Origin of the sequence: Nocardioides marmotae (assembly GCF_013177455.1) — a bacterium.
GTDB lineage: Bacteria > Actinomycetota > Actinomycetes > Propionibacteriales > Nocardioidaceae > Nocardioides > Nocardioides marmotae.
Genome location: NZ_CP053660.1, coordinates 1,877,972 through 1,900,959, shown reverse-complemented (window position 1 = coordinate 1,900,959; position 22,988 = coordinate 1,877,972). Strand labels below are relative to the sequence as shown.

Sequence of the window (22,988 nt, the reverse complement as noted above, 5' to 3'; positions counted from 1 at the left end):
CATCACTGGCACCTCGGAGCGGTGCTGTGGAACGACAGGTCGTTGAGCGCGTCCTCGAGCCAGCCGAGGTCGATGCCGAGGATCTTGGGGAGCTTGATGCTGCCCTCGAAGTCGCAGAGGTAGTAGTTGTACCAGGACCCGTAGGTGCCGATCCGGGTCTGGTCGGTCATCGCCTCGGGCAGGCGCTCGAGCAGGCCGGTCAGCACCTCGAGGTTCTCCTTCTTCGCCAGCGTCTTCACCAGGACCCGCAGCTCGCGGACGTCCTCGGCGAGCAGCGGGCGGGCGCGGGTGAGCAGGTCGGCGACGGTGTCGGTGAGCTCGGAGAGGTTCTGCACCGAGGTGCCGATGACCTCGCGGTCCTCGGCGAGGTTGCCCATCCACTCCTCCAGCCCGAGCACCAGCTCGGAGAGCTGGGTGCGGCGGCGGTCGACGGTGCCGAGCAGCCGGTCGAGGTTGGTGATCACCTCGCCGATCAGCTCGTCGCGGTCGGCGAGGGTGGTGGTGAGCGAGGCGGTGCGGGCGAGCAGGCCCTGGACGGTGCCGGACTCCCCCTGGAGCACGTCGATGATGTTCTGCGAGAGCTCGTTGACCGCCGCGGGCTCCAGTGCGGAGAACAGCGGCTGGAAGCCGTTGTAGAGCGCCGTGAGGTCCAGCGCGGGCTCGGTGCGGCTGACCGGCATCCGCGCGTCGTCGCCGAGCCGCTTCCCGCCCGGGGGCCCCTCCTCGAGGGCGAGGTAGCGGTCGCCGACGACGTTGAGGTAGCGGATCTCGGCGCGGCTGGTGGTGGTCAGCGGGACGTCGGCGGCGACGGTGAAGCGGACCATCGCCCGGCTGCGCTCGTGCAGCTCGATCGACGTCACCTCGCCGACCGGGATGCCGGCGATCCGGACGTCGTCGCCCTCCTGGAGCATGCTCGCGCTGGTGAACTCCGCGGTCACGGTGCGCTTGTCGCCGAAGCCGATGTTGCCCATGATCACCGCGAGCAGCCCGGTCACCAGGACCGAGGTGAGGGTGAAGATGCCGAGCTTGACGCCGGCGACGATGGTCGTGGAGTTCCGGCTCACCGCTCCACCACCGTCCCCCGCAGCTGGGGGCCGTAGAGCAGCGCCGAGAGCGAGCCGAGGTCGCGGTAGGACAGCCCCGCCTCGGAGGCCAGCAGCACGTTGACCAGGCGCTGCTCGGGGACGGTGCCGGCGTACCCCTTGGTGGGGTTGCGGTACGTCGAGGGGTCGATGCTCCGGAACGGCAGGGTCGAGCCGACGATCTCGTCCTGGTCGCTGCCGTCGGCCAGCGGCGTGCTGTTGGGGCCGGTCGGGCTCGGCAGCCCCGCGCACCACGGGCCGTGGCCGACCTCGCCGTACTGCGGGCGGTCGCCGGCGTCGTACGCCGGCTTCTGCACCGAGCCGAGCTCGAGCACCTGGTTGACCCGGTCGTTCTTGAAGATCTCCGAGAGCTTGGCGGTGTAGATGTCCAACCCCTTCAGCAGGCAGGGGTACTGCGGGGCGTAGGTGTCGAGCAGCCGCAGCAGCGGCCGGGACAGCTCGCCGAGGCGGATGATGCCGTCCTCGTTCTCGGCCAGCACCCGCGTCGTGGTCTCGGCCATGCCGGTGACGTCCCCGATGAAGGAGGACAGCTGCGCCTCCTGGTCGACCAGCGTGCGGGCCGAGACGGTGGCGTTGCGCAGCAGCCGCAGCACGTCGGGCGTCGCCCGCTCGTAGGTCGCCGAGACGTCCGCGATCAGCTCGAGGTCGCGCTCGAGGTTCGGCAGCCGGTCGGCGAGGCGCCCGGTGAACCCGTCGAGCCGCTCCAGCAGCGCGCCGACCTCCTCGCCGCGGCCGGCGAGTGCCGAGGCGAGCGCGTAGAGGGTGCTGTTGAGCTCCGCGGGCCGCACCGAGCGCAGCAGCGGGAAGAGGTTCGCGAGGATCCGGTTGAGCTCGACGTTGGTCTCGACCCGGTCCTGGGGCACCACGTCGCCGTCGGCGACCGGCTCGGACGAGGGCTCGTCGGGCTCCACCAGCGAGACGTACTTCTGGCCGAACAGCGTCGTCGGCAGGATCTCCACCCGCACGTTGCGCGGGATGTCGCGGGCCGCGTCCGGCTGGAGCGCCAGGTCGATCACCGCCTGCTCGCCGTCCTGGCCGATGGTGTCCACCCGGCCGACCAGCACGCCGTGGAAGCGCACGTCGCCGTTGACGGCCAGCTGCAGGCCGGCCCGGTCGGCCTCCAGCCGCATCCGGGTGGAGCGCTCGAACTCCTTGTTGTAGATCGCCACCGAGAGCCACAGGAGCAGCGCGATGGCGGTCACGAAGACGACCCCGGCGACGAGCAGCCTGCGGTGCTCGGCGGGGGTGTCGTGGTGGACGTTGACCAGCACGCCGCGCTACCCCGTGATCCGCACGGTGGTGGTGGAGCCCCAGATGGCGAAGCTGAGGAAGAAGTCGGCGACGACGGTGGTCACGATGCTGGTCCGGATCGCCTTGCCCACGGCCATGCCGACCCCGGCCGGGCCGCCCGAGGCGGTGTAGCCGTAGTAGCAGTGAATCAGGATGATCGCGACCGCCAGGAAGATCAGCTTGAAGAACGACCACAGCATGTCGATGGGTGGCAGGAACTGCAGGAAGTAGTGGTCGTAGGTGCCGGCGGACTGGCCGTAGATCATCGTGGTGATCAGGCGCGGCGAGAGGTACGACGCACTGAGCGCCACCACGTAGAGCGGGATGACGGCGATGAACGCCGCGACCATCCGGGTCGTGACCAGGAACGGCAGCGACGGGATGCCCATCACCTCCAGGGCGTCGATCTCCTCGCTGATCCGCATGGCGCCCAGCCGCGCGGTGTAGCCGCAGCCGACGGTCGCGGCCAGCGCGATCGCGGAGATCAGCGGGGCCACCTCGCGGGTGTTGAAGTAGGCCGAGATGAACGCGGTGAACTTCGCGACGCCGAGCTGGCTGAGCGAGGCGTAGCCCTGGATGCCGACCTCGGTGCCGGCGAAGAACGCCAGGAACGCGATGACGCCGACGGTGCCGGCGATGACCGAGAGGCCGCCGACGCCGAAGGAGACCTCGGCGAGGGTGTTGGCGATCTCGCGCGGGTAGCGGCGGATCGCGCGGGGGGTCCAGGCGAGCGCCTTGACGTAGAACAGCAGCTGGTCGCCGTACTCCTCCAGGCGCGCGCGGCGCTCCTTGAGCAGGGAGGTCCCGAGGTCGGTGATGGCAGCCATGTCAGAGCCCGTGCTGGGGGACGACTTGGAAGTAGATGGCCGTGATCACCGCGTTGAGGAAGAACAGCAGCATGAAGGCGACGATCACCGACTCGTTGACCGCGCGGCCCACGCCGCTGGGCCCGCCACCGGCGTTGAGGCCCTTGTAGGCGCCCACGATCGCGGCGAGGTATCCGAAGACGGCCGCCTTGACCATCGCGATGTAGAGGTCGGGCAGGCTCGCGAGCGCGGTGAAGGAGGACAGGAACGCCCCCGCCGAGCCGTCCTGGATGATGACGGTGAAGAAGTAGCCGCCGCCGATCCCGGCCGAGATCACCAGGCCGTTGATCATCAGCGCGACGAAGACGGTCGCCATCACGCGGGGCACCACGAGCCGGGCGAGCGGGTCGACGCCCAGCACCTCCATCGCGTCGATCTCCTCGCGGATCTTGCGGGCGCCCATGTCCGAGCAGATCGCCGACCCCGCGGCGCCGGCGATGATCAGCGCGGCCGCGATGGGCGCGGCCTCGCGGACCACCGCGAGCACCGCGGAGGCGCCGGCGAAGGACTGGGCGCCGAGCTGGCCGGTGAGGTTGCCGACCTGCAGGGAGATGACCGCGCCGAACGGCACGGAGACCAGGATCGTCGGCATCAGGGTCACGCTGGTGATGAACCAGGCCTGCTCGATGAACTCGCGCACCTGGAAGCGGGTGGTGAAGAGGCGCTTGGTGACGTCGACGACCATCGCCGTCAATTCACCCGGCCCCCGGATCACGGAGACAGCAGAAAACCCCATCCGCCACACCTCCCCAGTCGTTGACGGCGGGCCCACCGTAGAACCTGTTCTCGTTTCGGGCAACGGTCGTCCACCGAACGGCCACGTCGGGGCTCGCCCCACCTGCGTGACGCCCGAGGCGCGCCTAGGATGCGGACGTGCCCAGCTCCCCGGACCCCGCCTCGACCTGGGCGTCCTTCACCCACGACCCCCGCGCCAAGGCCAACGCCGGCCTGCGTGCCGGCGACGCCGACCGCGAGGTCGTGCTGCGCGTGCTCGGCGAGGCGTACGCCGACGGGCGGCTGACCCGCGAGGAGCACGACGAGCGGGCCACCCGGCTCGCCGCGGCCCGCACCTTCGGCGAGCTGCGCCCGCTCCTCGACGACCTGGTGCCGACCACCCCGGCCCCCGTGCGCGCGTCGGCGGCCCTGGCCACGGCCGGGCCCGACGACCTGCGGCGGATGGCCGTGCGCGAGTGGGAGTCGCACCGCCGCTCGGCGATCCTGGCCTTCATCGGCCCGACCCTCATCTGCTGGGCCGTCTGGGTCGCCACGTCCTTCGGGGGCGGTGTGTTCTCACCGGACTTCCCCTGGCCGCTCATCGTGATGGCCGTGACCGGCTTCCACCTGGTCCGCACCCTGGTCACCCGCCAGGAGCTGATCGCCACCGAGCTCGAGCGGCTGCAGCGCCGTCAGGCCAAGGCGCTGCGCGGCCGGCGCCGGCCGTGAGCCGGCGCGCGGTCCACCGCCGCGACCCCTCGCCCGACCCCTCGCGCGACCCCTCGCGCGACCAGCGGGTCCACGGCGTGCTCGGCCGGCACCCCTCGGCGGTCCTGCTCCTCGTGCAGCTCGTCGCCGTGCTCGGCTACCCGTTCCTGGAGGGCTCGGCGGTGGGCCGCGCGTTCATCGGCGTGGTGCAGATCGCCGTGGTCACCATCGCGCTCTGGGCGGTGCGCCGCACGCCGGCGCTGAGCTGGTCCGCGGCGCTGATCGGCGGCCCCGCGGTGGTCTTCACCGTGCTCGAGGCGCTCTCCCCCGACACCGACTGGATCGTGCTGGTCTCGGCGCTCCTGCACGCGCCGTTCTACTTCTACGTCTCCTACGCGATGATCCGCTACCTCTTCCACGACGACCGGGTCACCACCGACGAGCTCTACGCCACCGGTGCGGCGTTCACCGTCGTCGCCTGGGGGTTCGCCTACCTGTACGCCGCGGCGCAGGTCATCCTCGGCGGCGGCTTCATCGGCACCGACTCCGCCGACGACCGCAGCTGGTTCGAGCTGCTCTACCTGTCCTTCTCGGTGCTCACCAGCGTGGGGCTCTCCGACGTGGTGCCGGTCGAGCCGCACGCCCGGTCGCTGGTCATGGTCGAGATGGTCGTCGGCGTCCTCTACGTCGCGCTCGTGGTCTCCCGTCTCGTCGGGCTCATCGTGGCGCGCCAGCCCCGGCGCGACTGAGCCCTTCCCAGACCCCTCGCCCGGCCCTCACCCCGCGTCCCAGCCCTCCGGGCGGTGCTTGCGCGGCAGGGTCTCGACCACGAGCCGGTAGGACTCGTCGACGGCCTCGAGCAGCTCGTCGTCGGGGATGTCGTAGGACAGGTCGTTCCAGCCGGACCGGCCGATGTAGGCCATCACGTGCGCCCGGCCCGGGTGCCGGTCGAGCCACTCGTCGGCGACCTCGCGACTGCCGGCCTTGATCCCGACGCCGTCGGCGCGCAGGAAGGCGAAGATCTTGGCCCGGCCCTCGGGGCCGACCTTGATGACCGGGTGCTCGTGGCCCCACGGGTCGTCGGGCCACGCACCCGGCTTGGCCAGGCAGTGGGCCTGCATCCGCTCGACGTCCACGGCTCGACCCTAGGACCTCAGCCCGGGGCCCGCACCCGGTCGACGAAGGCCAGCAGGTTGCGCCGCAGCCGCGCCGCGCGCTCCTCCACGGTGAGCGTCTCGGGCACCCGCATGAGCGCCGGGAGCGGTCGCAGGCCCCGGGCGTACGCCGAGCACGCGAGGTCGGCGCACGCGTCGATGCCGACGGTGTTGCCGGCCCGGCCCGAGCGGCCCGCGCGCGGGGCGACCAGCAGCGCGGCGCCCTGGCCGGGGTGGGTCGTCAGGCACAGCGAGCACATCCGGGCCCGCCGCGGCCCGACGCCGCTCGGCGCCCGGCGCAGCTGCACGCCGAGGAGCCGGTCCTCCTCGTCGGCCACCACGAGGTAGGCGTGCAGCGGCGAGCGGTCGTCGACCCAGCCGAGGAAGTCCAGGTCGTCCCACCGGCGCTCGGCCAGGTCGCCCGGCAGGCGCAGCCGGGTGGCCTCCCCGCGGCTGGCGTTGACGAAGCAGGAGCGCAGCGCGCGCTCGTCGACGGCTCTCACGAGGCGCCCCAGCCGGCCAGGGTGGCGTCGAGGCTGTCCACGATCCGCTCCCAGCTCTCCTGGGCGGCCGGCGCGCTGTGGTCGAAGCCGCCCGCGCGCTCGAGGCTGACGAAGCCGTGGACGACGCTGCCCACGAGGCGGACCGCGTGGGTCTCCTCCGGCTCGCCGAGCCGGTAGCCCGCCAGGGCCGCCCGGAGCAGCGACGCCAGGCGCGGGCCGGCGCTGGCCGCGGCCGATGCGGCGTCCAGGCGCCCCCGGGCGGCGTCGTACCGACCGGGGTGGGTGGCGGCGTACTCCCGGTGGACGTCGGCGAGGGCGCGGAGGGCGTCCGGGCCGGAGTGCCCGGCCAGCGCGTCCGCCGCGCGGTCGGCGAGGTCGGCCAGGGCGAGCAGGGTGACCCGCGTGCGCAGGTCCTCGGCGCCGGCGACGTGGCTGTAGAGGCTGGCCGGCTTGACGTCGAGGCGGCGCGCGAGGGTCGAGAGGCCGACCTGCTCGAGGCCGACCTCGTCGGCGAGCTCGGCGGCGGCCGTCACCACCCGCTCGGCGGTCAGGCCCTTCCTAATGGTCATAGGCACCAGCCTATGTCACGTAGGTCCCGGCGCCAGCTCGGCTCACGGCCCGGCGGATCCCGGTCCATCCGGCGTGCAGACGTAGACCTGGATGGCGGCTGCGGCGGTGAGGGGGCCGCGGGACCAGTCGCCGAAGCGTTCGACGGCGCGGAGACCGCCGAGCGCGAGCAGCAGCGGCAGCTCCTGGGGAAAGATGCTCCTCATCTCGAGCGGCGCGACGACGAAGTCGGCCTCGCCGTCGGCGGAGAAGAACCACGTCCCGCGCGTGACCTGTGCGGCCGCGTCGTACCTCTCCTCCACATCGACGTGCACGACGCCCCGATCGGGATCCATGAACGACAACGCGTCGCGCCTGCGTCGTACGCCGTCGGCCTGGGCGAGCAGGTGCACGCTGGGGTTGAACACGTCGAGGACGAGCCGCGCCCCCGGCGCGAGGTGCCGGCGCACCGTCCGGAAGCACGCCACCAGGTCGTCGGCCTCATGGAGGTGGAGCAGTGAGTTGGCGGCGATGAGGACGAGGTCGAACGTCCGGCCCAGCTCGAGCCGGCGCATGTCGCCCTGCAGCCACTCGACCGCCACTCCGCGCTCGTCCGCCTTGCGCCGAGCCTCGGCAAGCATCGCCGGCGAGAGCTCCAGGCCCGTGCACGGATGACCGTCGGACGCGATCGGGATCAGCTTGTGCCCGGTCCCGCACCCGAGCTCGAGGACGCTCCCGCCCTGCCGGTCAGCCTCGGCACGGTAGAAGGCGAGGGCCTCCTCACCTCCGGGGAACAACCGGTCGTACAGCTGGGCATCCGCGTAGAACTGCTCGCTCACCGGGATGCCTCCTCGCTGGCCGTCCGCGGTGTCCCATCACCCACCCGCCACCGCCCCCGCAGCAGATCACGTCCGGCCCGGGCGAGCCACAGGATTCCTCACGGCGGCGGACCGACCGGCAGCCGCAGGGAGGCGGTGTACGCCTCGCGCGTCGTGGTCCGTCGAGCCAGCCGGCGCAGCCGCCAGACCTGGGAGGCGCCGAGCGCCCACAGCACGAACTGCACGGACATCGCCCAGCGGAACGCCTCGGGGGTGAAGCCCGACCCCGCCGGCGTGCGCCAGTCCAGGACCAGACCGATCGCCACCACCAGCACCAGGGTGGAGAGGAAACCGCCCTGGTTGATCAGGCCGATGGAGCTGGCGAGCCGCTCGGGCGGGTTCGAGGTGCGCCCCACGTCGAAGCCGATCAGGCAGGCCGGGCCGCCGACGCCGACGACCACGGCGAGGCCGACCAGCACGCCGAACGGCGCCGCGCCCGGCCACAGCAGGACCACCGCCCAGGCTGCGGCGAGCGCGCCGGTCACCGTGAGGACGATGGTCGAGCGGTGCCAGGGATGGACGCCGGCGAGCCAGCCCAGCCCGGGCCCGGCCACCATCGCGGCCGCCACCACGACCGTCAGCAGGAAGCCCGCCTCGCCCGAGGAGAGCCCCTCGCCGCGGACGAAGAACGGGTAGCCCCACAGCAGGCCGAGCGTGTTGCTGCTGAACGGCGTCGTGAAGTGCATCCAGAACCCCAGGCGGGTGCCCGGCTCGGCCCACGACGCAGCCAGGCTGCGGCGCACCGCGGCCAGCCCCATCGGCTCCCCGCGCAGGTTCCGCACCGTCGGGGTGTCCCGCAGGACCAGCAGCAGGGCGATCATGAGCACCGGGCCGACCCCAGCCGCGACCAGGTAGGCGCCGGTCCACCCCAGGTCGCGCAGCGCCCAGGTCATCGGCACCGCGGCGACCACCGAGCCGAGCTGCCCCACGGTGCCGGTGAGCTGGCTGAACAGCGCGATCCGCCGCGGCGGGAACCAGCTGGAGACCAGCCGCAGCACGCAGATGAAGATCAGCGCGTCGCCCACCCCCACCAGGGCGCGGGCGCCGAGCGCCACCGGGTAGGAGGTGGCCAGGGCGAAGGCGACCTGGCCCAGGGTCATGACCGTCAGGCCGGCCGCGAGCACGCTGCGCGGGCCCCACCGGTCCACGAGCAGGCCCACCGGCACCTGCATGCCGGTGTAGACGAGCAGCTGGAGCATCGTGAACGCCGCCAGCTGCGAGGCGGAGATGTCGAAGCGCTCCGAGGCGAGCAGGCCGGCCACCGCCAGCGAGCTGCGGTGGAAGACCGCGAGGAGGTAGACCAGCAGGCCGACGCCCCAGACCAGGACGGAGATGCGCAGCGGCACCTCCGGGGCACGGCCGCTCAGCTGGTCTCCCCTGCCACGTCGGCAGCCCCTTCCCGTTCGGTCACTTCGTGGCTTCCATCATCTGCCGGAGCTCCTTCTTGAGCTCGGAGATCTCATCACGCAGACGGGCGGCGAGCTCGAACTGCAGCTCCGCGGCGGCGGTCCGCATCTGGTCGGTGAGGTCCTGGATGAGCTGGGCGAGGTCGGAGCTCGGCATGCCGGCGAGGTCCTTGGCGTGCTTGCCCGCGGCGTCCTTGCCGAGCGTCGGGACCGGCTGCTTGACCTTGGCGCCGCCCGCGCGGCCCTTGGCCTCGGTGCCGGCCCAGGTCTCCAGCAGCGCCTGGGTGCTCTCGTCCTCGCGGGCGAGCATCTCGGTGATGTCGGCGATCTTCTTGCGCAGCGGGGTCGGGTTGATCCCGTGCGCCTCGTTGTAGGCGACCTGCTTGGCGCGACGGCGGTTGGTCTCGTCGATGGCGTTCTCCATCGACGGGGTGATCCTGTCGGCGTACATGTGCACCTGGCCCGACACGTTGCGGGCCGCGCGGCCGATCGTCTGGATCAGCGACTTGTCCGAGCGGAGGAAGCCCTCCTTGTCGGCGTCGAGGATCGCGACCAGCGAGACCTCCGGGAGGTCGAGGCCCTCGCGCAGCAGGTTGATGCCGACGAGCACGTCGTACTCCCCCAGCCGCAGGTCGCGCAGCAGCTCGATCCGCTTGAGCGTGTCGACCTCGGAGTGGAGGTAGCGGGTGCGGATGCCGGCGTCGAGGAGGTAGTCGGTGAGGTCCTCGGACATCTTCTTGGTCAGCGTGGTGACCAGGACCCGCTCGTTCTTGTCCACCCGCAGCCGGATCTCGTGGATCAGGTCGTCGATCTGGCCCTTGGTCGGCTTGACCACGACCTCGGGGTCGACCAGGCCGGTCGGGCGGATGATCTGCTCGACGACGTCGCCGCCGACCTTGTCCAGCTCGTAGTCGCCCGGCGTCGCGGAGAGGTAGATCGTCTGGCCGATCCGGTCGAGGAACTCCTCGAAGCGCAGCGGCCGGTTGTCCATCGCGCTGGGCAGCCGGAAGCCGTGGTCGACCAGGTTGCGCTTGCGGGACATGTCGCCCTCGTACATGCCGCCGATCTGCGGCACGGCGACGTGCGACTCGTCCACGACGAGCAGGAAGTCCTCGGGGAAGTAGTCGATGAGGCAGTTGGGCGCCGAGCCGCGCTGGCGGCCGTCGATGTGCATCGAGTAGTTCTCGATCCCCGAGCAGGAGCCGACCTGGCGCATCATCTCGATGTCGTACGTCGTGCGCATCCGCAGCCGCTGGGCCTCCAGCAGCTTGCCCTCCCGCTCGAACTTGGCCAGCTGGTCCTCCAGCTCCAGCTCGATCCCCTTGATCGCCCGCTCCATCCGCTCGGGGCCGGCGACGTAGTGGGTCGCGGGGAAGACGTAGAGCTCCTGGTCCTCGGTGAGCACCTCGCCGGTGACCGCGTGCAGCGTCATCAGCCGCTCGATCTCGTCGCCGAAGAACTCGATGCGGACCGCGTGCTCCTCATAGACCGGGAAGATCTCCAGGGTGTCGCCGCGGACGCGGAAGGTGCCGCGGGTGAAGGACATGTCGTTGCGGGTGTACTGGATCTCCACCAGCCGGCGCAGGATCGAGTCACGATCGTGCTCCTCGCCGACCTTGAGGCGCAGCATCCGGTCGACGTACTCCTGCGGCGTGCCCAGGCCGTAGATGCAGGAGACCGTGCTGACCACGATCACGTCGCGGCGGGTGAGCAGGCTGTTGGTCGCGGAGTGGCGCAGCCGCTCGACCTCCTCGTTGATCGAGGAGTCCTTCTCGATGTAGGTGTCGGTCTGCGGGACGTAGGCCTCGGGCTGGTAGTAGTCGTAGTAGGAGACGAAGTACTCGACCGCGTTGTCGGGGAAGAGCTGGCGCAGCTCGTTGGCGAACTGCGCGGCCAGGGTCTTGTTGGGCTGCATGACCAGCATCGGGCGCTGCACCTGCTCCGCGACCCAGGCGACCGTCGCGGTCTTGCCGGTGCCGGTGGCACCGAGCAGCACGACGTCCTCGACACCGTCCTTGATCCGCTTCGTGATCTCCTTGATCGCCGCCGGCTGGTCACCCGAGGGCTGGTAGTCCGAGACCACCTGGAACGGGGCGACGCGGCGCTCGAGATCGGTCACTGGACGCATGGCTTCGAGCCTACGCGGGGCCGCCGACAGCGCCGGCCCGGCTCCGCTCCCCGCGACAGCGATCTCCGGGCGTGCCCTAGATTGTGCCCCGTGACCGCCCGCCGCCAGCTCGTCCTCGAGCGGACGTTCCGGGTCCTGCGCCGCACCCTGCTGACCGTCGTCGGCGTGCAGCTCGCGCTGGCCGTCGGGATGTCGCTGGTCGACTCCTACCGCCGCCGCGGGAAGAAGCCCCGGCCCTTCCCGTTCACCGAGCCGCGCACCGTGGCCATCGGACGGGGCGAGGTGACGACGTACACCTATGGCCAGCACCTCTACGAGGACATGATCGCCGCGATCGACGGCGCCAAGCGGCAGGTGCTCTTCGAGACCTACATCTGGAAGGGCGACGCGGTCGGCGAGCGGTTCAAGCAGGCGCTGATCGCCGCCGCCGCGCGCGGCGTGGACGTCTACTGCATCTACGACGGCTTCGCGAACCTCGTCGTCTCCCCGCGGTTCAAGCGGTTCCCGCCGTCGCTGAAGGTGCTGCGCTACCCCGTGTACGGCGCCGGGTGGCGCTTCTTCGACCTCGGCCGCTACGGGCGCGACCACCGCAAGGTGCTCGTCGTCGACGACGCGGTCGGGTTCGTCGGCGGCTACAACATCGGCTCGGCCTACGAGACCGAGTGGCGCGACACCCACGTGCGGATCACCGGACCGGGCGTCTGGGACCTCAAGCGCGCGTTCGCCGACTTCTGGAACCTGCACCGGCGCCGCCGGATCGGGCACAGCGAGCGGCCGCTGCTGCTGGAGACCGCCTCGACGTGGGAGCCGATGATCCGGTTCCAGCGCAACGTGCCTCGGCTGTGGATGTTCCCCATCCGCGGGATGTACCTCGAGGCCTTCGACCGGGCGAGCCGCAACATCTGGATCACCCAGGCCTACTTCCTGCCCGACCAGCAGCTCGTCGACTCGCTGCGAGCCGCTGCCAAGCGCGGGGTCGACGTCCGGCTCCTCGTGCCGCTGAAGTCCAACCACATCGTCGCGGACTGGATCTCGCGCGGGTACTTCTCCCAGCTGCTCGACGCGGGCGTGCGGATCTTCCGGTTCAAGGACGCGATGGTGCACGCCAAGACCGCCACCGTCGACGGCACCTGGTCGACGGTCGGCACCGCCAACATCGACCGGCTCAGCCTCCAGGGCAACTACGAGATCAACGTCGAGTTCATCGACGGCGAGCTCGCGCGCACCCTCGAGGAGATCCACCTCGTCGACGAGTCCAACTCCATCGAGCTCACCAGCGGGGAGTGGGAGGCGCGCGACCTGCACCGGCGCTTCACCGAGTCCCTGCTGCGGCCGTTGCGTCCCCTGCTCTGAGCCCCGCTGCTCCGACCGGGCGTGTCCCTGTCGCGCGGGTCGAGCGCGACGTCACCGTGCGGCCCACCCGGCACGCGTGGCGCGTCGAGGTCGCCCACGGCCGCCTCGGCCGCTCCCGCCCATGCGACTGTCTCAGAGTCGGTCGCTGGCGGTCAGAGCGACCGTGCCGACGACGTAGCCGTCACCGTCGCAGGATTCGCCGTTCGGATACGACCTCGTGAGGTGGACGTCTCGCTCGGCGGTCGCGATCACCGTCCCGTCTGCGTCGGACAGCTCGACCGTCACGGCTACTGGCCCCGGCTCGAACCAGCGACCGAGATCATCGAACGTGATGTTCGCGCCTCGGCCTACTGCTCCTTCGGGCACGGGACCGAGACGCTGGGTCGCAGTAGCGCATTCGTTGGCGTCGCAGACCTCGACGGCCACGCTCCCCGTCGACACGAACAGCACGCGCGGGATCTCCACACCTACGCCGTCGAATCCACCGACATCGGAGCACCCACCACCAGCACAGCCCTGCACGCCGAGAGCGACCAGGGCACACAGCAGTGCCAGGCCCCCCGACGTACTCCGCGCGCTTTCGGCGGGTCGTAGACCACGCCTCCTGCGCTCCACTGGCATGGCGGGAGTATCGCGCAGGACTCGGGTAGCCGGGGCCCGCCGACAGGGACACACCCAGCGAGCCCCGCTGCTCTGAGCCGGCCGCTCCGGGCCCACTGGTCCAGCCCGGTGGTCTAGCCCGTCGGGAACCGGATGACCGAGGCGAACTGGAGCGCCTTGGCCTTGTCGCCCTTCACGCCGAGCCGGCCCCGCATGACCCCGGCGACCGCGCCGAGGTGGCCGGTGGCGAGCCGGAGGAAGTCGTGGGCGTCGCAGACGATCGTCGCGTCCCGGCGGCCCTCGTCCTCGTCGGTCACGGCCGCGGCCCCGTCACGGAGCGTCACGACGTAGCGGTCCGGCTCCCCCGGCCCGCCGCCCAGCCGGAAGCCGACGACCAGGTCCAGGTTCGCGGCGCGACGCTCGTCGACGAACGACGGGAGCCGGCGGAAGACCTCCTCCAGCACGACCGGGCGGAAGCCACCGGCCATCACCCGGCGCAGGTGGTCGGTGCTCGCCTCGCCCACCGCCCGGGCGACCTCGTCGGGGTCGAGCGCCGTGGGGTCGACGGCCGCCTCCGCGTGGCCCGGCACGCGGAAGATCCCGCCCACGGCCAGCGCCAGCAGGGCATCCCCCTCCACGTCGAGGCCGCCGCCGAGGTACTCCAGGCCGGCGTTGCGCTCGCCGGAGACCAGCCGCACGAAGCGCAGCAGGCTGGTCGTCAGCACGACGTCGGCGGCCTCCGCGGCATCCCGGTCGGCCACCAGGTCGACCGCGCCCCGGTCCAGCCGGATCGCGTGGCTCTCCAGCAGGCGACTGCCGCGCCGCAGGTCGAACCGGACCGTGCCGGACACCCCGGCCAGGCGGTCGGCGTCGGCGTACTCCTCGAGGCGGCGGAGGATGCCGGGCACCGCGGCGGCCCGGACCTCCTCGCGCCCGATCAGCTCCAGCAGCAGGTCGTCGTCGGAGGCCGTGACGGCGGCGACGAGGGCCTCGGCCGGAGCGTCGGCGAAGAAGCGGTCGGCGGTGGCCCGGTCGGCGGTGCGGAGGGGCTCGAGGAGGGTGGGGGTCACGGGGCCTTGGCTACCACGTCCGAGCCTCGTCGCGACACTGGCCGTGCGGCCTCCTGAGATGGAAGGCTCCGCGCATGCTCCCTCGTCTGCTCCCACGCCGCCGCTCCCGCGCCCGCACCCTCACCGACCAGCACGTCCTCATCACCGGCGCCGCCAGCGGCATCGGCCGGGCCACGGCCGAGCTCGCCGCCCGGCGAGGCGCCGTCGTCCACCTCACCGACCTCGGGGCCGAGCGCCTCGAGGAGGCCGCCGCCGCCATCCGCGCGGCCGGCGGCCGGGTCGGCCACGTCGAGGCCGTCGACGTCTCCGACCACGCGGCGGTCCAGGCGATGGCGCGGCGGCTGACCGCCGAGCACGGCGCCATGGACGTCGTCATGAACATCGCCGGGATCTCCCGCTGGGGCACCGTCCGCTCCCTGGAGCACGAGGACTGGCGGCGCCTGGTCGAGGTGAACCTGATGGGCCCGATCCACGTCATCGAGGAGCTCGTGCCGGCGATGATCGACGGCGGCCGGGGCGGCAGCCTGGTCAACGTCTCCTCCGCGGCCGGCATCATCGGGATGCCGTGGCACGCGGCGTACAGCGCGAGCAAGTTCGGCATCCGCGGCGTCTCCGAGGTCCTCCGCTTCGACCTGCGCCGGCACGGGATCGCGGTCAGCCTGGTCTGTCCCGGCGCCGTCGACACGCCGCTGACCGAGACGATCCACATCTCCGGCGTCGACAAGGCCAGCCCGACCTTCCGCAGGCTCCAGGCGCGCTTCCGCCACGGGGCGGTCTCGCCCGAGCAGGCGGCCGAGGCGATCCTCGAGGGCGTACGCCGCCGGCGCTACTGGGTCTACACCTCGCGCGACATCCAGCTCGCCCACCTCCTCCAGCGCTACCTGCCGCCGGCCTACGTCGCCCTGATGCGGGTGATGAGCTGGGGCGCGAACAAGGCGCTGCCCGCCGTCGAGCAGGCCCGCCGCCCCGAGAGCCTGCCGGAGAGCGCCGCGTGAGCGCACGGATCACCCCCGGCGCCCGGCGCGACGTCGGCGTGGCCACCTGGGCCTTCGCCCACGTGGCCGGAAGGGTCTCGGGCACCGAGCCGCCCGCGGTCTTCCTGACCCTGGGCCGCAACCGGCGGCTCTTCCGCGGGTGGCTGCACTTCGCGGGCCGGATGATGCCGGGCGGGCGGCTCCCCCGCCGCCAGACCGAGCTGGTGATCCTGCGAGTCGCGCACCTGACCGGCAGCGAGTACGAGGCGACCCAGCACCGCGGCCTCGGCCGCCGGGCCGGGCTCACCGACGCCGAGCTCGACCGGGTCGCCGACGGCCCGGACGCGCCCGGGTGGGCGCCGCGCGAGCGGCTGCTGCTGCGGGTCACCGACGAGCTCCACGCCACCGACGACCTCTCCGACGCCACCTGGGCCGACCTGCGCGCCGAGCTCGACGAGCCGACCTGCATCGAGGTGCTGATGCTGGTCGGCCACTACCGGATGCTCGCCACCACCCTCGGCGTCCTGCGCGTCCAGCCGGACCGTCCGCGGCGCTGAGGGGGTCGGTCTCCTCCGGGGTCTCCTGGGCTCCGCCGGGGCGGGGTCGTTTCATCAAGGTATGCAGCCGAACCGCCACTCCCCCGGGTGAGCTCCGCCAGGGAAGTGCGGGTTGACCTGCATACCTTGATGAACCGCCGCCCGAGTCGCGGAGTCGCCCGAGCCGCCGGAGTCCCGGGCGCCGCGCGCCGGCTACCAGGTGTCGACGGTGCGGCCGGAGCCGGTGAGCCGGCCGTCGCGGGCGGCGGCGTCGATGACGCGGGCGATCAGGTGGCGGGTCTCGGCGGGGTCGACGACGTCGTCGATCTCGAAGTGGCGGGCGACGTTGAGCGCGGAGGAGCGCTCCCGGGCGAAGGCGGTGAGCTCCTGGACGGTCCGCTCGCGCTCGGCGTCGTCCTCGATCGCCTCGAGCTCGCGGCGCATGGCGAGCCGGACGGCACCCTCCAGACCCATCGCGCCGAGGTGGGCGCCGGGCCAGGCCAGGGTGAGCAGCGGCTCGTGGGTGCTGCCGCCGAGCATCGCCTGCGCGCCGAGCCCGTAGGCGCGGCGCAGCACGACGCCGACGAGCGGCACGCGGAGGGTCGCGCCGGCGACGAGCAGGCGGGAGGTGTGCCGCACCAGGCCGGTCCGCTCGGCGTCGGGGCCGACCATCATCCCGGGGGTGTCGACGAGCGAGACGACGGGGAACCCGTGGGCGTCGCACAGCTGGAGGAACCGCGCGGCCTTGTCGCCGGCGTCGGCGGTGATCGCGCCGGCCATGTGCCGGGTGTCGTTGGCCAGCACGCCGACGGTGCGACCCTCGATGCGGCCCAGGGCGGTGAGCAGCTCCGGCGCGAAGGCCGGCCGCAGCACCGTCACGCTGTCGACGTCGCAGAGGGTCTCCACGACCGGCTCGACGTCGTACGCCGTGCGCTCGCCGTCGGGGACCGCGTCGCGCAACGGGGTCTGGTCGGGGGCGGTCCACTCCTCGACCGGGCCGAGGAAGTAGCCGAGCAGCCGCCCGGCGACGTCCACGACCTCCTCGTCCTCGGCGAGGACGTCGACGACGCCGTTGGCGGTCATCACCTCGATCGGACCGATGTCCTCGGCGGCCACGTCGCCGAGCCCGCCGCCGGCGATCATCGCCGGGCCGCCCATCCCGAGCGAGGCCCGCCGGGTGGCCACAACGAGGTCGGCGCACCCGGCCACCACGGCGTTGCCGGCGAAGCAGTTGTCGTCCACCACGGCGATCCGCGGCACCCGGCCCGAGAGCCGCGCCCACGCCGCGAACGTGGTCACGTCGAGCGCGGAGACCAGCGGGATGTCGGAGTCCCCGGGCCGGCCGCCACCGCCGGCGGCGAAGAACACCGTCGGCAGGGCGAGCCGCTCGACCACGTCCAGCAACCGGTCGGTCTTGCGGTGCCCGCGCATGCCCTGGGTGCCGGCCATGACCAGGTAGTCGTAGGACAGCACGGCGCACTGCCGACCGCCGAGAGTGGCCAGCCCGCCGACGATGCCGTCCGCGACGGTGCGGTCCAGGAGGTCGTCGAGGTCGCGGCGGCCCTCCTGGGCGGCGGTGACGAAGCGGCCGTACTCCACGAAGCTGCCGGGGTCGACCAGCGCGGCGACGTTCTCCCGCGCGGTCCGGCCGCCGCGGGCGTGGAGCCGGGCGACCGCGTCGGGACGCGCGGCGTCCTCGGTCAGCGCCCGCCGGGCGAGCAGGTCGAGGAGCTCCTGGCGGATCGGCACGCAGCGGAGTGTAGGCGCCGACCGCCGCGGGCTCAGCGGTCCAGCGGGGGCGGGGCGTGCTCGGCGCCGCGCCAGACGGCGTCGTCCATCGCGCACCGCCCGTCCCGGTTCAGCGGCTTCCGGTCGGTGGAGCTGGGGTGGCGGTGCGGGGTGCCGTAGCTGCACTGCTCCTGGCCCTGGAGCAGCAGGTCGATGTCGAGCCAGCCGTTGTTGAACGCCGAGGCGAAGCGGCTCGTGCCGTAGCCCAGCATCCGGGTCAGCTGCCGGACGTGCGGGTCGCGATCGGCGAGGAGGTCGGTGAGGCCGACGAGCTCGACCAGCGCGGGCGGCAGGTCGACGGCCAGGTCGTCCGCGAGCACGCCCATGGTGTCGAGGTCGTCGGGCGCGCGGCGCAGGATGCGGCGGAACTCGGGGTCGAAGCCCTCCAGCCACGACGCGAACCGCCGGGCCGACTCCGAGAAGCCCGCGAGGTCGGCGCGGTGCGCGGAGAGCAGCTCGCCGACCCGCTCGCCGTTGCGCAGCAGCCGGTCGGTCTGCGGCCAGGCGTCGTCGAGGGCGGTGCTGACCTCGTCGAGGGAGACCAGGAGCGTCTCCAGGTCGCCGCCGGTGCCCTGGGTCGCGGCGGCGATCTCGCGCAGCAGCACGCGGACGTCACGGCCGTCGACCCGGTCCAGGAGGTTGTCGAGGCCGGCGGCGGCCGCCGCCATGGAGACCGGTACGTCGGCGGCGCTCGCCCGCACCACGTCGCCGTCGCGCAGGAACGGGCCGCCGTCCTCGTCCGGCTGGAAGTCGAGGAACTGCTCGCCGACCGGCGAGAGGCTGCGCACCGCCGCGCGGGTCGCCCGCGGCACCTCGACGCCGGGCCGCAGCGCGATCGTCGCGACGACGCCCGCCTCCGGGTCGAGCTCGACGTCGGTGACGGTGCCGACGCGCACCCCGCGGTACGTCGCCGGCGAGCCCTCGAACAGCCCGCCGGTGCGCGGCAGCTGCACGCTCACCTGGTCGGCGCGCCCGGTGAGCGGCACGTCGAGGACGACCGTGACCAGGTACGTCACGCAGACCGCGAACGCCGCGACCAGGCCGACCACGCTGAGCACCGGGCGATGCGCCCGCAGCCAGGTCATCGCTCCTCCCCCTGGGGTCGCAGGCCGAGCAGCCAGGGCAGGTCGGTGGCGTCCGCGGCGGCGTCGAGCAGCCCGGAGAGCCCCGACAGACCGGGCAGCGCCGGCAGGCCCGGGAGGCCGGGCAACCCCGGCAGATCCGGGAGCCCGGGCAGGTCTGGCAGTCCCGGCAGCCCCGGGAGACCCGGCTCGCCCGGCTCGCCCGGCTCGCCGGGCTGGTCCGGCCCGGGGACGCCCGGGAGCAGCGGGTCGGTGCCGTCGAGCGCGGCGAGGGCGTCGAGGCGGAAGCGCAGGTTGAGGTAGTCGGTGGGGGCGGCGGCGTCGGCGCGCTCGGCGAAGTCGGCGAGCAGGTCGAGCCCGGGGACGAGCTCGTCGCGGATGGTGAGGACCTCCTCCAGGACGGGACCGAGCTCGTCGACCACGGTGGTGAGGTCGGTGCGGGTGCGCCGCACGAGCCGGTCGGCGACGACGGCGAGCCGGTCGCTTCGGCTCAGCAGCCGGGCCAGGTCGTCGGTGTTGCGGGTCAGCGTGCGGGCCGCCGGGCGCAGGTCGCGCAGGGCGGCGTCGATGGTCGCCTCGCGCTCGTCGAGGGTCCGCGCGGCGTCGGCGAGCCCGTCGAGGACCCGGTCGATCTCGCGCGTGCTGGCCAGCGCCTCGGTGAGGAACCGGTCGGTCTCCGACAGCACCCCGCGGGTGGCGCCGACCCGACCCTCCAGCGCGGTGTTCAGCTCGGAGACGATCGTCTGGAGCTGGCCGAGCCCGCCGCCGTTGACGAGCAGGGACGCCGAGGCGAGGGTGTCCTCCACGGTCGCCGACGTGGTGACCGCCGGCCCGCGGACCACGTCGCCGTCAGCGAGGAGCGGTCCACGGGGAGCGGGCTCCACGTCGACGTACATCTCGCCCAGCGCGGTGGTGTAGCGCAGCCGGAACCGGCTGCCCTCGGCCAGCTCGACGTCGTCCTCGATCGCCATCTCGACCCGCGCGCGGTAGTCGTCCGGCTCGACGTCGACGACCTGGCCCACGACCAGGCCGCGCGACTTCACCGCGGCCCCGACGGGGAGGTTGAGGGCGTCGTCGACGACCGCGGAGAGTCGCCACTCCCCCTCGCCCACGCTCGGGGGCCGGACCCGGTCGACGGTGCTGCAGCCGCCGGCCGCGAGCACCAGCCCGAGGACCAGGGGCACGCACCGGGACACCACCGGGCGGGTCACGGCCGCATCCCGAGGAGCGCGAGGAGGAGGTCACCGATGTCGGGCGACGTGCCGAGCTCGTCGCAGACCCCGGCGGGCAGGACGCCGTCGCACAGCGCGTCGATGACCTCGGGGGCCGGCGCGAGGTGCCGCACCGGCATCCGCACGTCGAGCCGGTCGTCGTCGTCGATGGCGTTGCCGATGTTCTCGAAGGTCAGCGGGGCGACCTCGACGGCCTCGGCGAGATCGGCCTGGTGGACGAGCAGGTTCCGGGTGACGCGGGTCAGCCCGCGCAGCGAGCCGCGCAGCGCCGGGCGGTTCTCCCGGACGAAGACCGCGAGGGAGTCCAGGGCGCCGCTGAGGGAGGTGAGCGAGCGGCCGAAGGCGTGGCGCTCGTCGGCGAGCAGGTCGGTCGCGTCGGCGACGCTGGTGAGGAACTGGTCGACGACCTCGTCGTTGGCGGCGACGAGCGCGGTGAGGTCGTCGAGCCCGTCGATCGTGCCGACGAGCTCCTCGCGGTGCCCGGACAGGCCACGGGCGGCCGCCGAGAGCTCGCGGACGGTCGCGTTGGCGTCCGCCCCGCGGCCCTCGAGCGCCTCGGCGCTCGCCGAGAGGAGCCGGCGCAGCGCCCGGGCCTCGCCGTCCTCGCCGGCCAGGCCGGTGCTGAACCCCTCCAGGGAGGCCAGCACCTCGTCGAACTCCACCGGCGTGCGGGTGCGGTCCAGCGGGATGCGGTCGCCGTCCTCCATGCGGGGCCCGTCGGCGAAGGCCGGGGTGAGCTCGAGGTAGCGGTCGGTCGCGACGGAGCGGGCGACCACCACCGCGCCGGCGCTCGCGGGCAGGTCGGTGCCGGCGTCGACCGCCATCTCGACCTCGACGACGTCGCCGCGCGGGGTGACCGCGGTGATCTCGCCGACCGGCACGCCGAGCACGCCGACGTCGTTGCCGACGAAGAGGCCGGCGGCGTCGTCCAGCTCGGCGGTCAGCCGCAGCGTCGAGGGGCCGAGCGGGTCGCAACCGGCCGTGGTCAGCAGCGCGCCGAGCAGGAGCGCGAGCGCGGCGGCGCGGCGCCGGGGCGCGCGGGCGGGGGCGGTCGGGCTCATCCGCAGGACCTCTCCAGGATGCACTCGAGGTTGTCGGGGGTGGCGCCGGGGACGTACTGGTCCAGCCAGCCGCCGGTGCCGCTCGCGTTCGCGAAGTAGCGGGCCGAGGGCGCCAGGGCGCGCACGGTGTCGCGCACGTCGTCGGCGTGCTCCTCGAGCAGGTCGGTGACGACCACGAGGTCGCGCAGCGTGGGCGCGAGGTCGGCCTCGGTCTCCTCGACCACGGCCGCGAGCTGGGTGCCGAGCTCGGCGAGGTCGCGCAGGAGGGCGTGGATGGTCTGGCGGCGCACGCGGAGGGTGTCGAGGATCGCGTCGGCGTGGCGCATCAGGGCGACCAGGTCCGTGCCGCTGTCGACGAGCCGGCGGCTGACGTCGCGGGTCGCGCCGAGCAGCTCGCCGAGGTCATCGGAGCGCTCGACGACGACGGCGGAGAGGCGACGTACGCCGTCGAGGGCGGGGCCGAGCTCGCCGCCCGCGGCCTCCATGGTCGCGGCCACCTGCGCGAGCGAGCGCTCGATGGTGGCGGTGTCGAACGCGTCGACCTCGGGGACCACCTCGTCGATGACGTCCTGGAGGTTGAAGGGCACGCGCGTGCGGTCGAGCGGGATCGTGGCGTCGGGCAGCTCGCCGTCGCCCGCGGGCGAGACCTGGAGGTAGTGGGTGCCGAGCAGGGTCGCCACCTTGACCTCGGCGCTGGTCCGCGCCCCGAGCCGCAGGTCGCCGTCGAGGGTGAAGGCGACCTCGACCCGCTCCTCGCCGAGCTCGATGCCGGTGACCTCGCCGACGCCGACGCCGGCGACCTGGACCTCCTCGCCGACGCGGAGGCCGCCGGTGTGCTCGAGCACGGCGGTGTAGCGCTCGGCGCCGGGCGCGAGGCGCGCCGCGGCCGAGACGCCGGCGGCGAGCAGCGCCAGCACGCAGAGGGTCACCAGGCCGACCCGCATCGGGTCGCGGTCCGCGAGCGCTCTCATCGGCACGCTCCCGAGTAGGGGCCACCCGAGGCGGGGACCCAGACGGTCTGCTCGGCGAGGTCGACGCCGAGGTTGCAGAGGTAGACGTTGAGGAAGCCGCCGTAGGACATCGTGCGGGCGAAGGTGTCGAAGAGCCTGGGCAGCCGCTCGACGGCGTGGCCCACGCGGTCGCGCTCGTCGGCGAGCAGCCCGCTCACCTCGCGCAGCGCCGCCACGTCACGCCGCAGCCCGGGGCGGAGCTCGCGCAGCAGCCCGGAGGTGCTGTCGACCAGCCCGGCGAGGTTGTCGAGGGAGCGCCCGAAGGTGCGCCGCTCCCCCGCCAGGCCCTGCATCAGCCGGCGCAGGGCGACGACGGTGGCGTCGACGTCCTCGGACTGCTCGTCGAGGTTCTGCAGGACCGGGGTGAGGTTGGCGAGGACCTCCCCGAAGACCTCGTCGCGGTCGGCGAGGTACGACGTGGCCTCGGCCGTGCCGCGCAGGAGCGACTCGACCGTGCCGGACTCCCCCTGGAGCACCGCGACGATGGAGCCGGCCAGCTCGTTGACCTCCGCCGGCTCGAGCACCGAGAACAGCGGCTCGAAGCCGTTGAGCAGCGCGGTCAGGTCGAAGCCGGGGCTGGTGCGCGACAGCGGGATCTCGGCCCCCGCCGGGAGCCTGGCGCCGCGGTCGGCGCCGGGCGCGCTGAGCGCGAGGTACCGCTGGCCGAGCAGGTTCTGGTAGCGCAGCGTCACCCGGGTTCGCTCGTGCACGTCGAGGTCGCCGTCCATGGTGAACCGCACCCGCGCGAGGTCGCCGTCGACGACCTCGATGTCGTCGACCCGGCCGACGTCGACGCCCGCGACCCGCACGTCGTCGCCGGGGCGCAGGCCGCTCACCGACTCGAACCGCGCGGTCCAGGTGCGCGCGCCGTCGGCGGGCGCGTTGGTCATCATCCGGTGCAGCCCGACCAGCAGCACCAGGGAGATCGCCGTGAAGACAGCGAGCCCCACCGCGGCCGGCCGGACCCCGCGCGCACCCCTGGCCAC

Annotated in this window: 23 protein-coding genes; 5 read left to right on the top strand and 18 right to left on the bottom strand. The window is 73.2% G+C overall.

What is annotated here, in order from left to right; all coding sequences use genetic code 11:
- Positions 1-2: 2 nt before the first annotated feature.
- Genes HPC71_RS09165 through HPC71_RS09150 form a run of 4 tightly spaced genes read right to left on the bottom strand, consistent with a single transcriptional unit; the run spans position 3 to position 3,995 of the window.
- Positions 3-1,064, bottom strand: coding sequence for an MCE family protein (locus HPC71_RS09165; RefSeq protein ID WP_171896597.1), 1,062 nt, complete (start codon positions 1,062-1,064; stop codon positions 3-5).
- Positions 1,061-2,374 (bottom strand): MCE family protein, encoded by a 1,314-nt coding sequence (locus HPC71_RS09160; protein WP_171896596.1) that lies wholly within the window; start codon positions 2,372-2,374, stop codon positions 1,061-1,063. Before HPC71_RS09160 ends, HPC71_RS09165 begins: the two co-directional genes overlap by 4 nt.
- 6 nt (positions 2,375-2,380) lie before the next feature.
- Positions 2,381-3,220, bottom strand: coding sequence for an MlaE family ABC transporter permease (locus HPC71_RS09155; protein WP_154611815.1), 840 nt, complete (start codon positions 3,218-3,220; stop codon positions 2,381-2,383).
- 1 nt (position 3,221) lies between these two features.
- A complete protein-coding gene (locus HPC71_RS09150; protein WP_154614520.1) occupies positions 3,222-3,995 on the bottom strand; it encodes an MlaE family ABC transporter permease in 774 nt (257 codons plus the stop codon).
- A 137-nt stretch (positions 3,996-4,132) separates the two neighbouring features.
- Between HPC71_RS09150 and HPC71_RS09145 the strand changes: the two genes are divergently transcribed.
- Together HPC71_RS09145 and HPC71_RS09140 are read left to right on the top strand one after the other, a co-directional pair.
- Positions 4,133-4,702, top strand: coding sequence for a DUF1707 SHOCT-like domain-containing protein (locus HPC71_RS09145; RefSeq protein ID WP_171896595.1), 570 nt, complete (start codon positions 4,133-4,135; stop codon positions 4,700-4,702).
- Entirely contained in the window at positions 4,699-5,430 is a 732-nt protein-coding gene (locus HPC71_RS09140) for an ion channel (RefSeq protein ID WP_253943967.1), read from the top strand. The genes HPC71_RS09145 and HPC71_RS09140 overlap by 4 nt, the downstream gene beginning before the upstream one ends.
- A gap of 27 nt (positions 5,431-5,457) precedes the next feature.
- On the opposite strand, the gene HPC71_RS09135 is transcribed toward HPC71_RS09140, so the two are convergent.
- The 6 genes from HPC71_RS09135 to uvrB all read right to left on the bottom strand — a co-directional run bounded on the left by HPC71_RS09135 (position 5,458) and on the right by uvrB (position 11,296).
- Positions 5,458-5,817 carry an MmcQ/YjbR family DNA-binding protein gene (locus tag HPC71_RS09135; RefSeq protein WP_171896594.1) on the bottom strand — a complete coding sequence of 120 codons (360 nt, stop codon included), beginning with the start codon at positions 5,815-5,817 and terminating at the stop codon, positions 5,458-5,460.
- A 17-nt stretch (positions 5,818-5,834) separates the two neighbouring features.
- Complete coding sequence (locus tag HPC71_RS09130; protein ID WP_171896593.1) at positions 5,835-6,338, bottom strand: FBP domain-containing protein; 504 nt, start codon at positions 6,336-6,338, stop codon at positions 5,835-5,837.
- On the bottom strand, positions 6,335-6,907 hold the full coding sequence (locus tag HPC71_RS09125) for a TetR/AcrR family transcriptional regulator (protein ID WP_154614522.1): 573 nt from the start codon (positions 6,905-6,907) through the stop codon (positions 6,335-6,337). The genes HPC71_RS09130 and HPC71_RS09125 overlap by 4 nt, the downstream gene beginning before the upstream one ends.
- A gap of 42 nt (positions 6,908-6,949) precedes the next feature.
- Positions 6,950-7,723 (bottom strand): class I SAM-dependent methyltransferase, encoded by a 774-nt coding sequence (locus tag HPC71_RS09120; RefSeq protein WP_171896592.1) that lies wholly within the window; start codon positions 7,721-7,723, stop codon positions 6,950-6,952.
- Positions 7,724-7,821: 98 nt separating this feature from the next.
- On the bottom strand, positions 7,822-9,108 hold the full coding sequence (locus HPC71_RS09115; protein ID WP_253943966.1) for an MFS transporter: 1,287 nt from the start codon (positions 9,106-9,108) through the stop codon (positions 7,822-7,824).
- Between the two features lie 61 nt (positions 9,109-9,169).
- On the bottom strand, positions 9,170-11,296 hold the full coding sequence (gene uvrB / locus HPC71_RS09110) for an excinuclease ABC subunit UvrB (RefSeq protein ID WP_154614523.1): 2,127 nt from the start codon (positions 11,294-11,296) through the stop codon (positions 9,170-9,172).
- A gap of 90 nt (positions 11,297-11,386) precedes the next feature.
- Here uvrB and HPC71_RS09105 point away from each other — a divergent pair, with 90 nt between their 5' ends.
- Complete coding sequence (locus HPC71_RS09105) at positions 11,387-12,649, top strand: phospholipase D-like domain-containing protein (protein ID WP_253943965.1); 1,263 nt, start codon at positions 11,387-11,389, stop codon at positions 12,647-12,649.
- 132 nt (positions 12,650-12,781) lie between these two features.
- On the opposite strand, the gene HPC71_RS09100 is transcribed toward HPC71_RS09105, so the two are convergent.
- Both HPC71_RS09100 and HPC71_RS09095 read right to left on the bottom strand, forming a co-directional pair.
- Positions 12,782-13,114, bottom strand: coding sequence for a hypothetical protein (locus HPC71_RS09100; RefSeq protein ID WP_154614524.1), 333 nt, complete (start codon positions 13,112-13,114; stop codon positions 12,782-12,784).
- A gap of 269 nt (positions 13,115-13,383) precedes the next feature.
- Complete coding sequence (locus tag HPC71_RS09095; RefSeq protein ID WP_154614525.1) at positions 13,384-14,319, bottom strand: SCP2 sterol-binding domain-containing protein; 936 nt, start codon at positions 14,317-14,319, stop codon at positions 13,384-13,386.
- A 74-nt stretch (positions 14,320-14,393) separates the two neighbouring features.
- On the opposite strand from HPC71_RS09095, the gene HPC71_RS09090 reads away from it, so the two are divergent.
- Both HPC71_RS09090 and HPC71_RS09085 read left to right on the top strand, forming a co-directional pair.
- Positions 14,394-15,314: an SDR family oxidoreductase gene (locus tag HPC71_RS09090; RefSeq protein WP_154611820.1), complete on the top strand. Its 921-nt coding sequence runs from the start codon at positions 14,394-14,396 to the stop codon at positions 15,312-15,314.
- A complete protein-coding gene (locus HPC71_RS09085) occupies positions 15,311-15,850 on the top strand; it encodes a carboxymuconolactone decarboxylase family protein (protein WP_171896591.1) in 540 nt (179 codons plus the stop codon). Before HPC71_RS09090 ends, HPC71_RS09085 begins: the two co-directional genes overlap by 4 nt.
- A gap of 192 nt (positions 15,851-16,042) precedes the next feature.
- Here HPC71_RS09085 and HPC71_RS09080 read toward each other — a convergent pair whose 3' ends face one another.
- Genes HPC71_RS09080 through HPC71_RS09055 form a run of 6 tightly spaced genes read right to left on the bottom strand, consistent with a single transcriptional unit; the run spans position 16,043 to position 22,988 of the window.
- A complete protein-coding gene (locus HPC71_RS09080; protein WP_216656582.1) occupies positions 16,043-17,578 on the bottom strand; it encodes an acyl-CoA carboxylase subunit beta in 1,536 nt (511 codons plus the stop codon).
- A 32-nt stretch (positions 17,579-17,610) separates the two neighbouring features.
- The gene (locus HPC71_RS09075) at positions 17,611-18,702 is read right to left on the bottom strand and encodes an MlaD family protein (protein WP_154611821.1); all 1,092 of its coding nucleotides are present in this window, start codon (positions 18,700-18,702) and stop codon (positions 17,611-17,613) included.
- On the bottom strand, positions 18,699-19,910 hold the full coding sequence (locus HPC71_RS09070) for an MCE family protein (RefSeq protein WP_154614526.1): 1,212 nt from the start codon (positions 19,908-19,910) through the stop codon (positions 18,699-18,701). The genes HPC71_RS09075 and HPC71_RS09070 overlap by 4 nt, the downstream gene beginning before the upstream one ends.
- Positions 19,907-20,992: an MCE family protein gene (locus HPC71_RS09065; RefSeq protein ID WP_154611823.1), complete on the bottom strand. Its 1,086-nt coding sequence runs from the start codon at positions 20,990-20,992 to the stop codon at positions 19,907-19,909. The genes HPC71_RS09070 and HPC71_RS09065 overlap by 4 nt, the downstream gene beginning before the upstream one ends.
- The gene (locus HPC71_RS09060; protein WP_154614527.1) at positions 20,989-21,963 is read right to left on the bottom strand and encodes an MCE family protein; all 975 of its coding nucleotides are present in this window, start codon (positions 21,961-21,963) and stop codon (positions 20,989-20,991) included. The genes HPC71_RS09065 and HPC71_RS09060 overlap by 4 nt, the downstream gene beginning before the upstream one ends.
- Positions 21,960-22,988: an MCE family protein gene (locus HPC71_RS09055; protein WP_154614528.1), complete on the bottom strand. Its 1,029-nt coding sequence runs from the start codon at positions 22,986-22,988 to the stop codon at positions 21,960-21,962. The genes HPC71_RS09060 and HPC71_RS09055 overlap by 4 nt, the downstream gene beginning before the upstream one ends.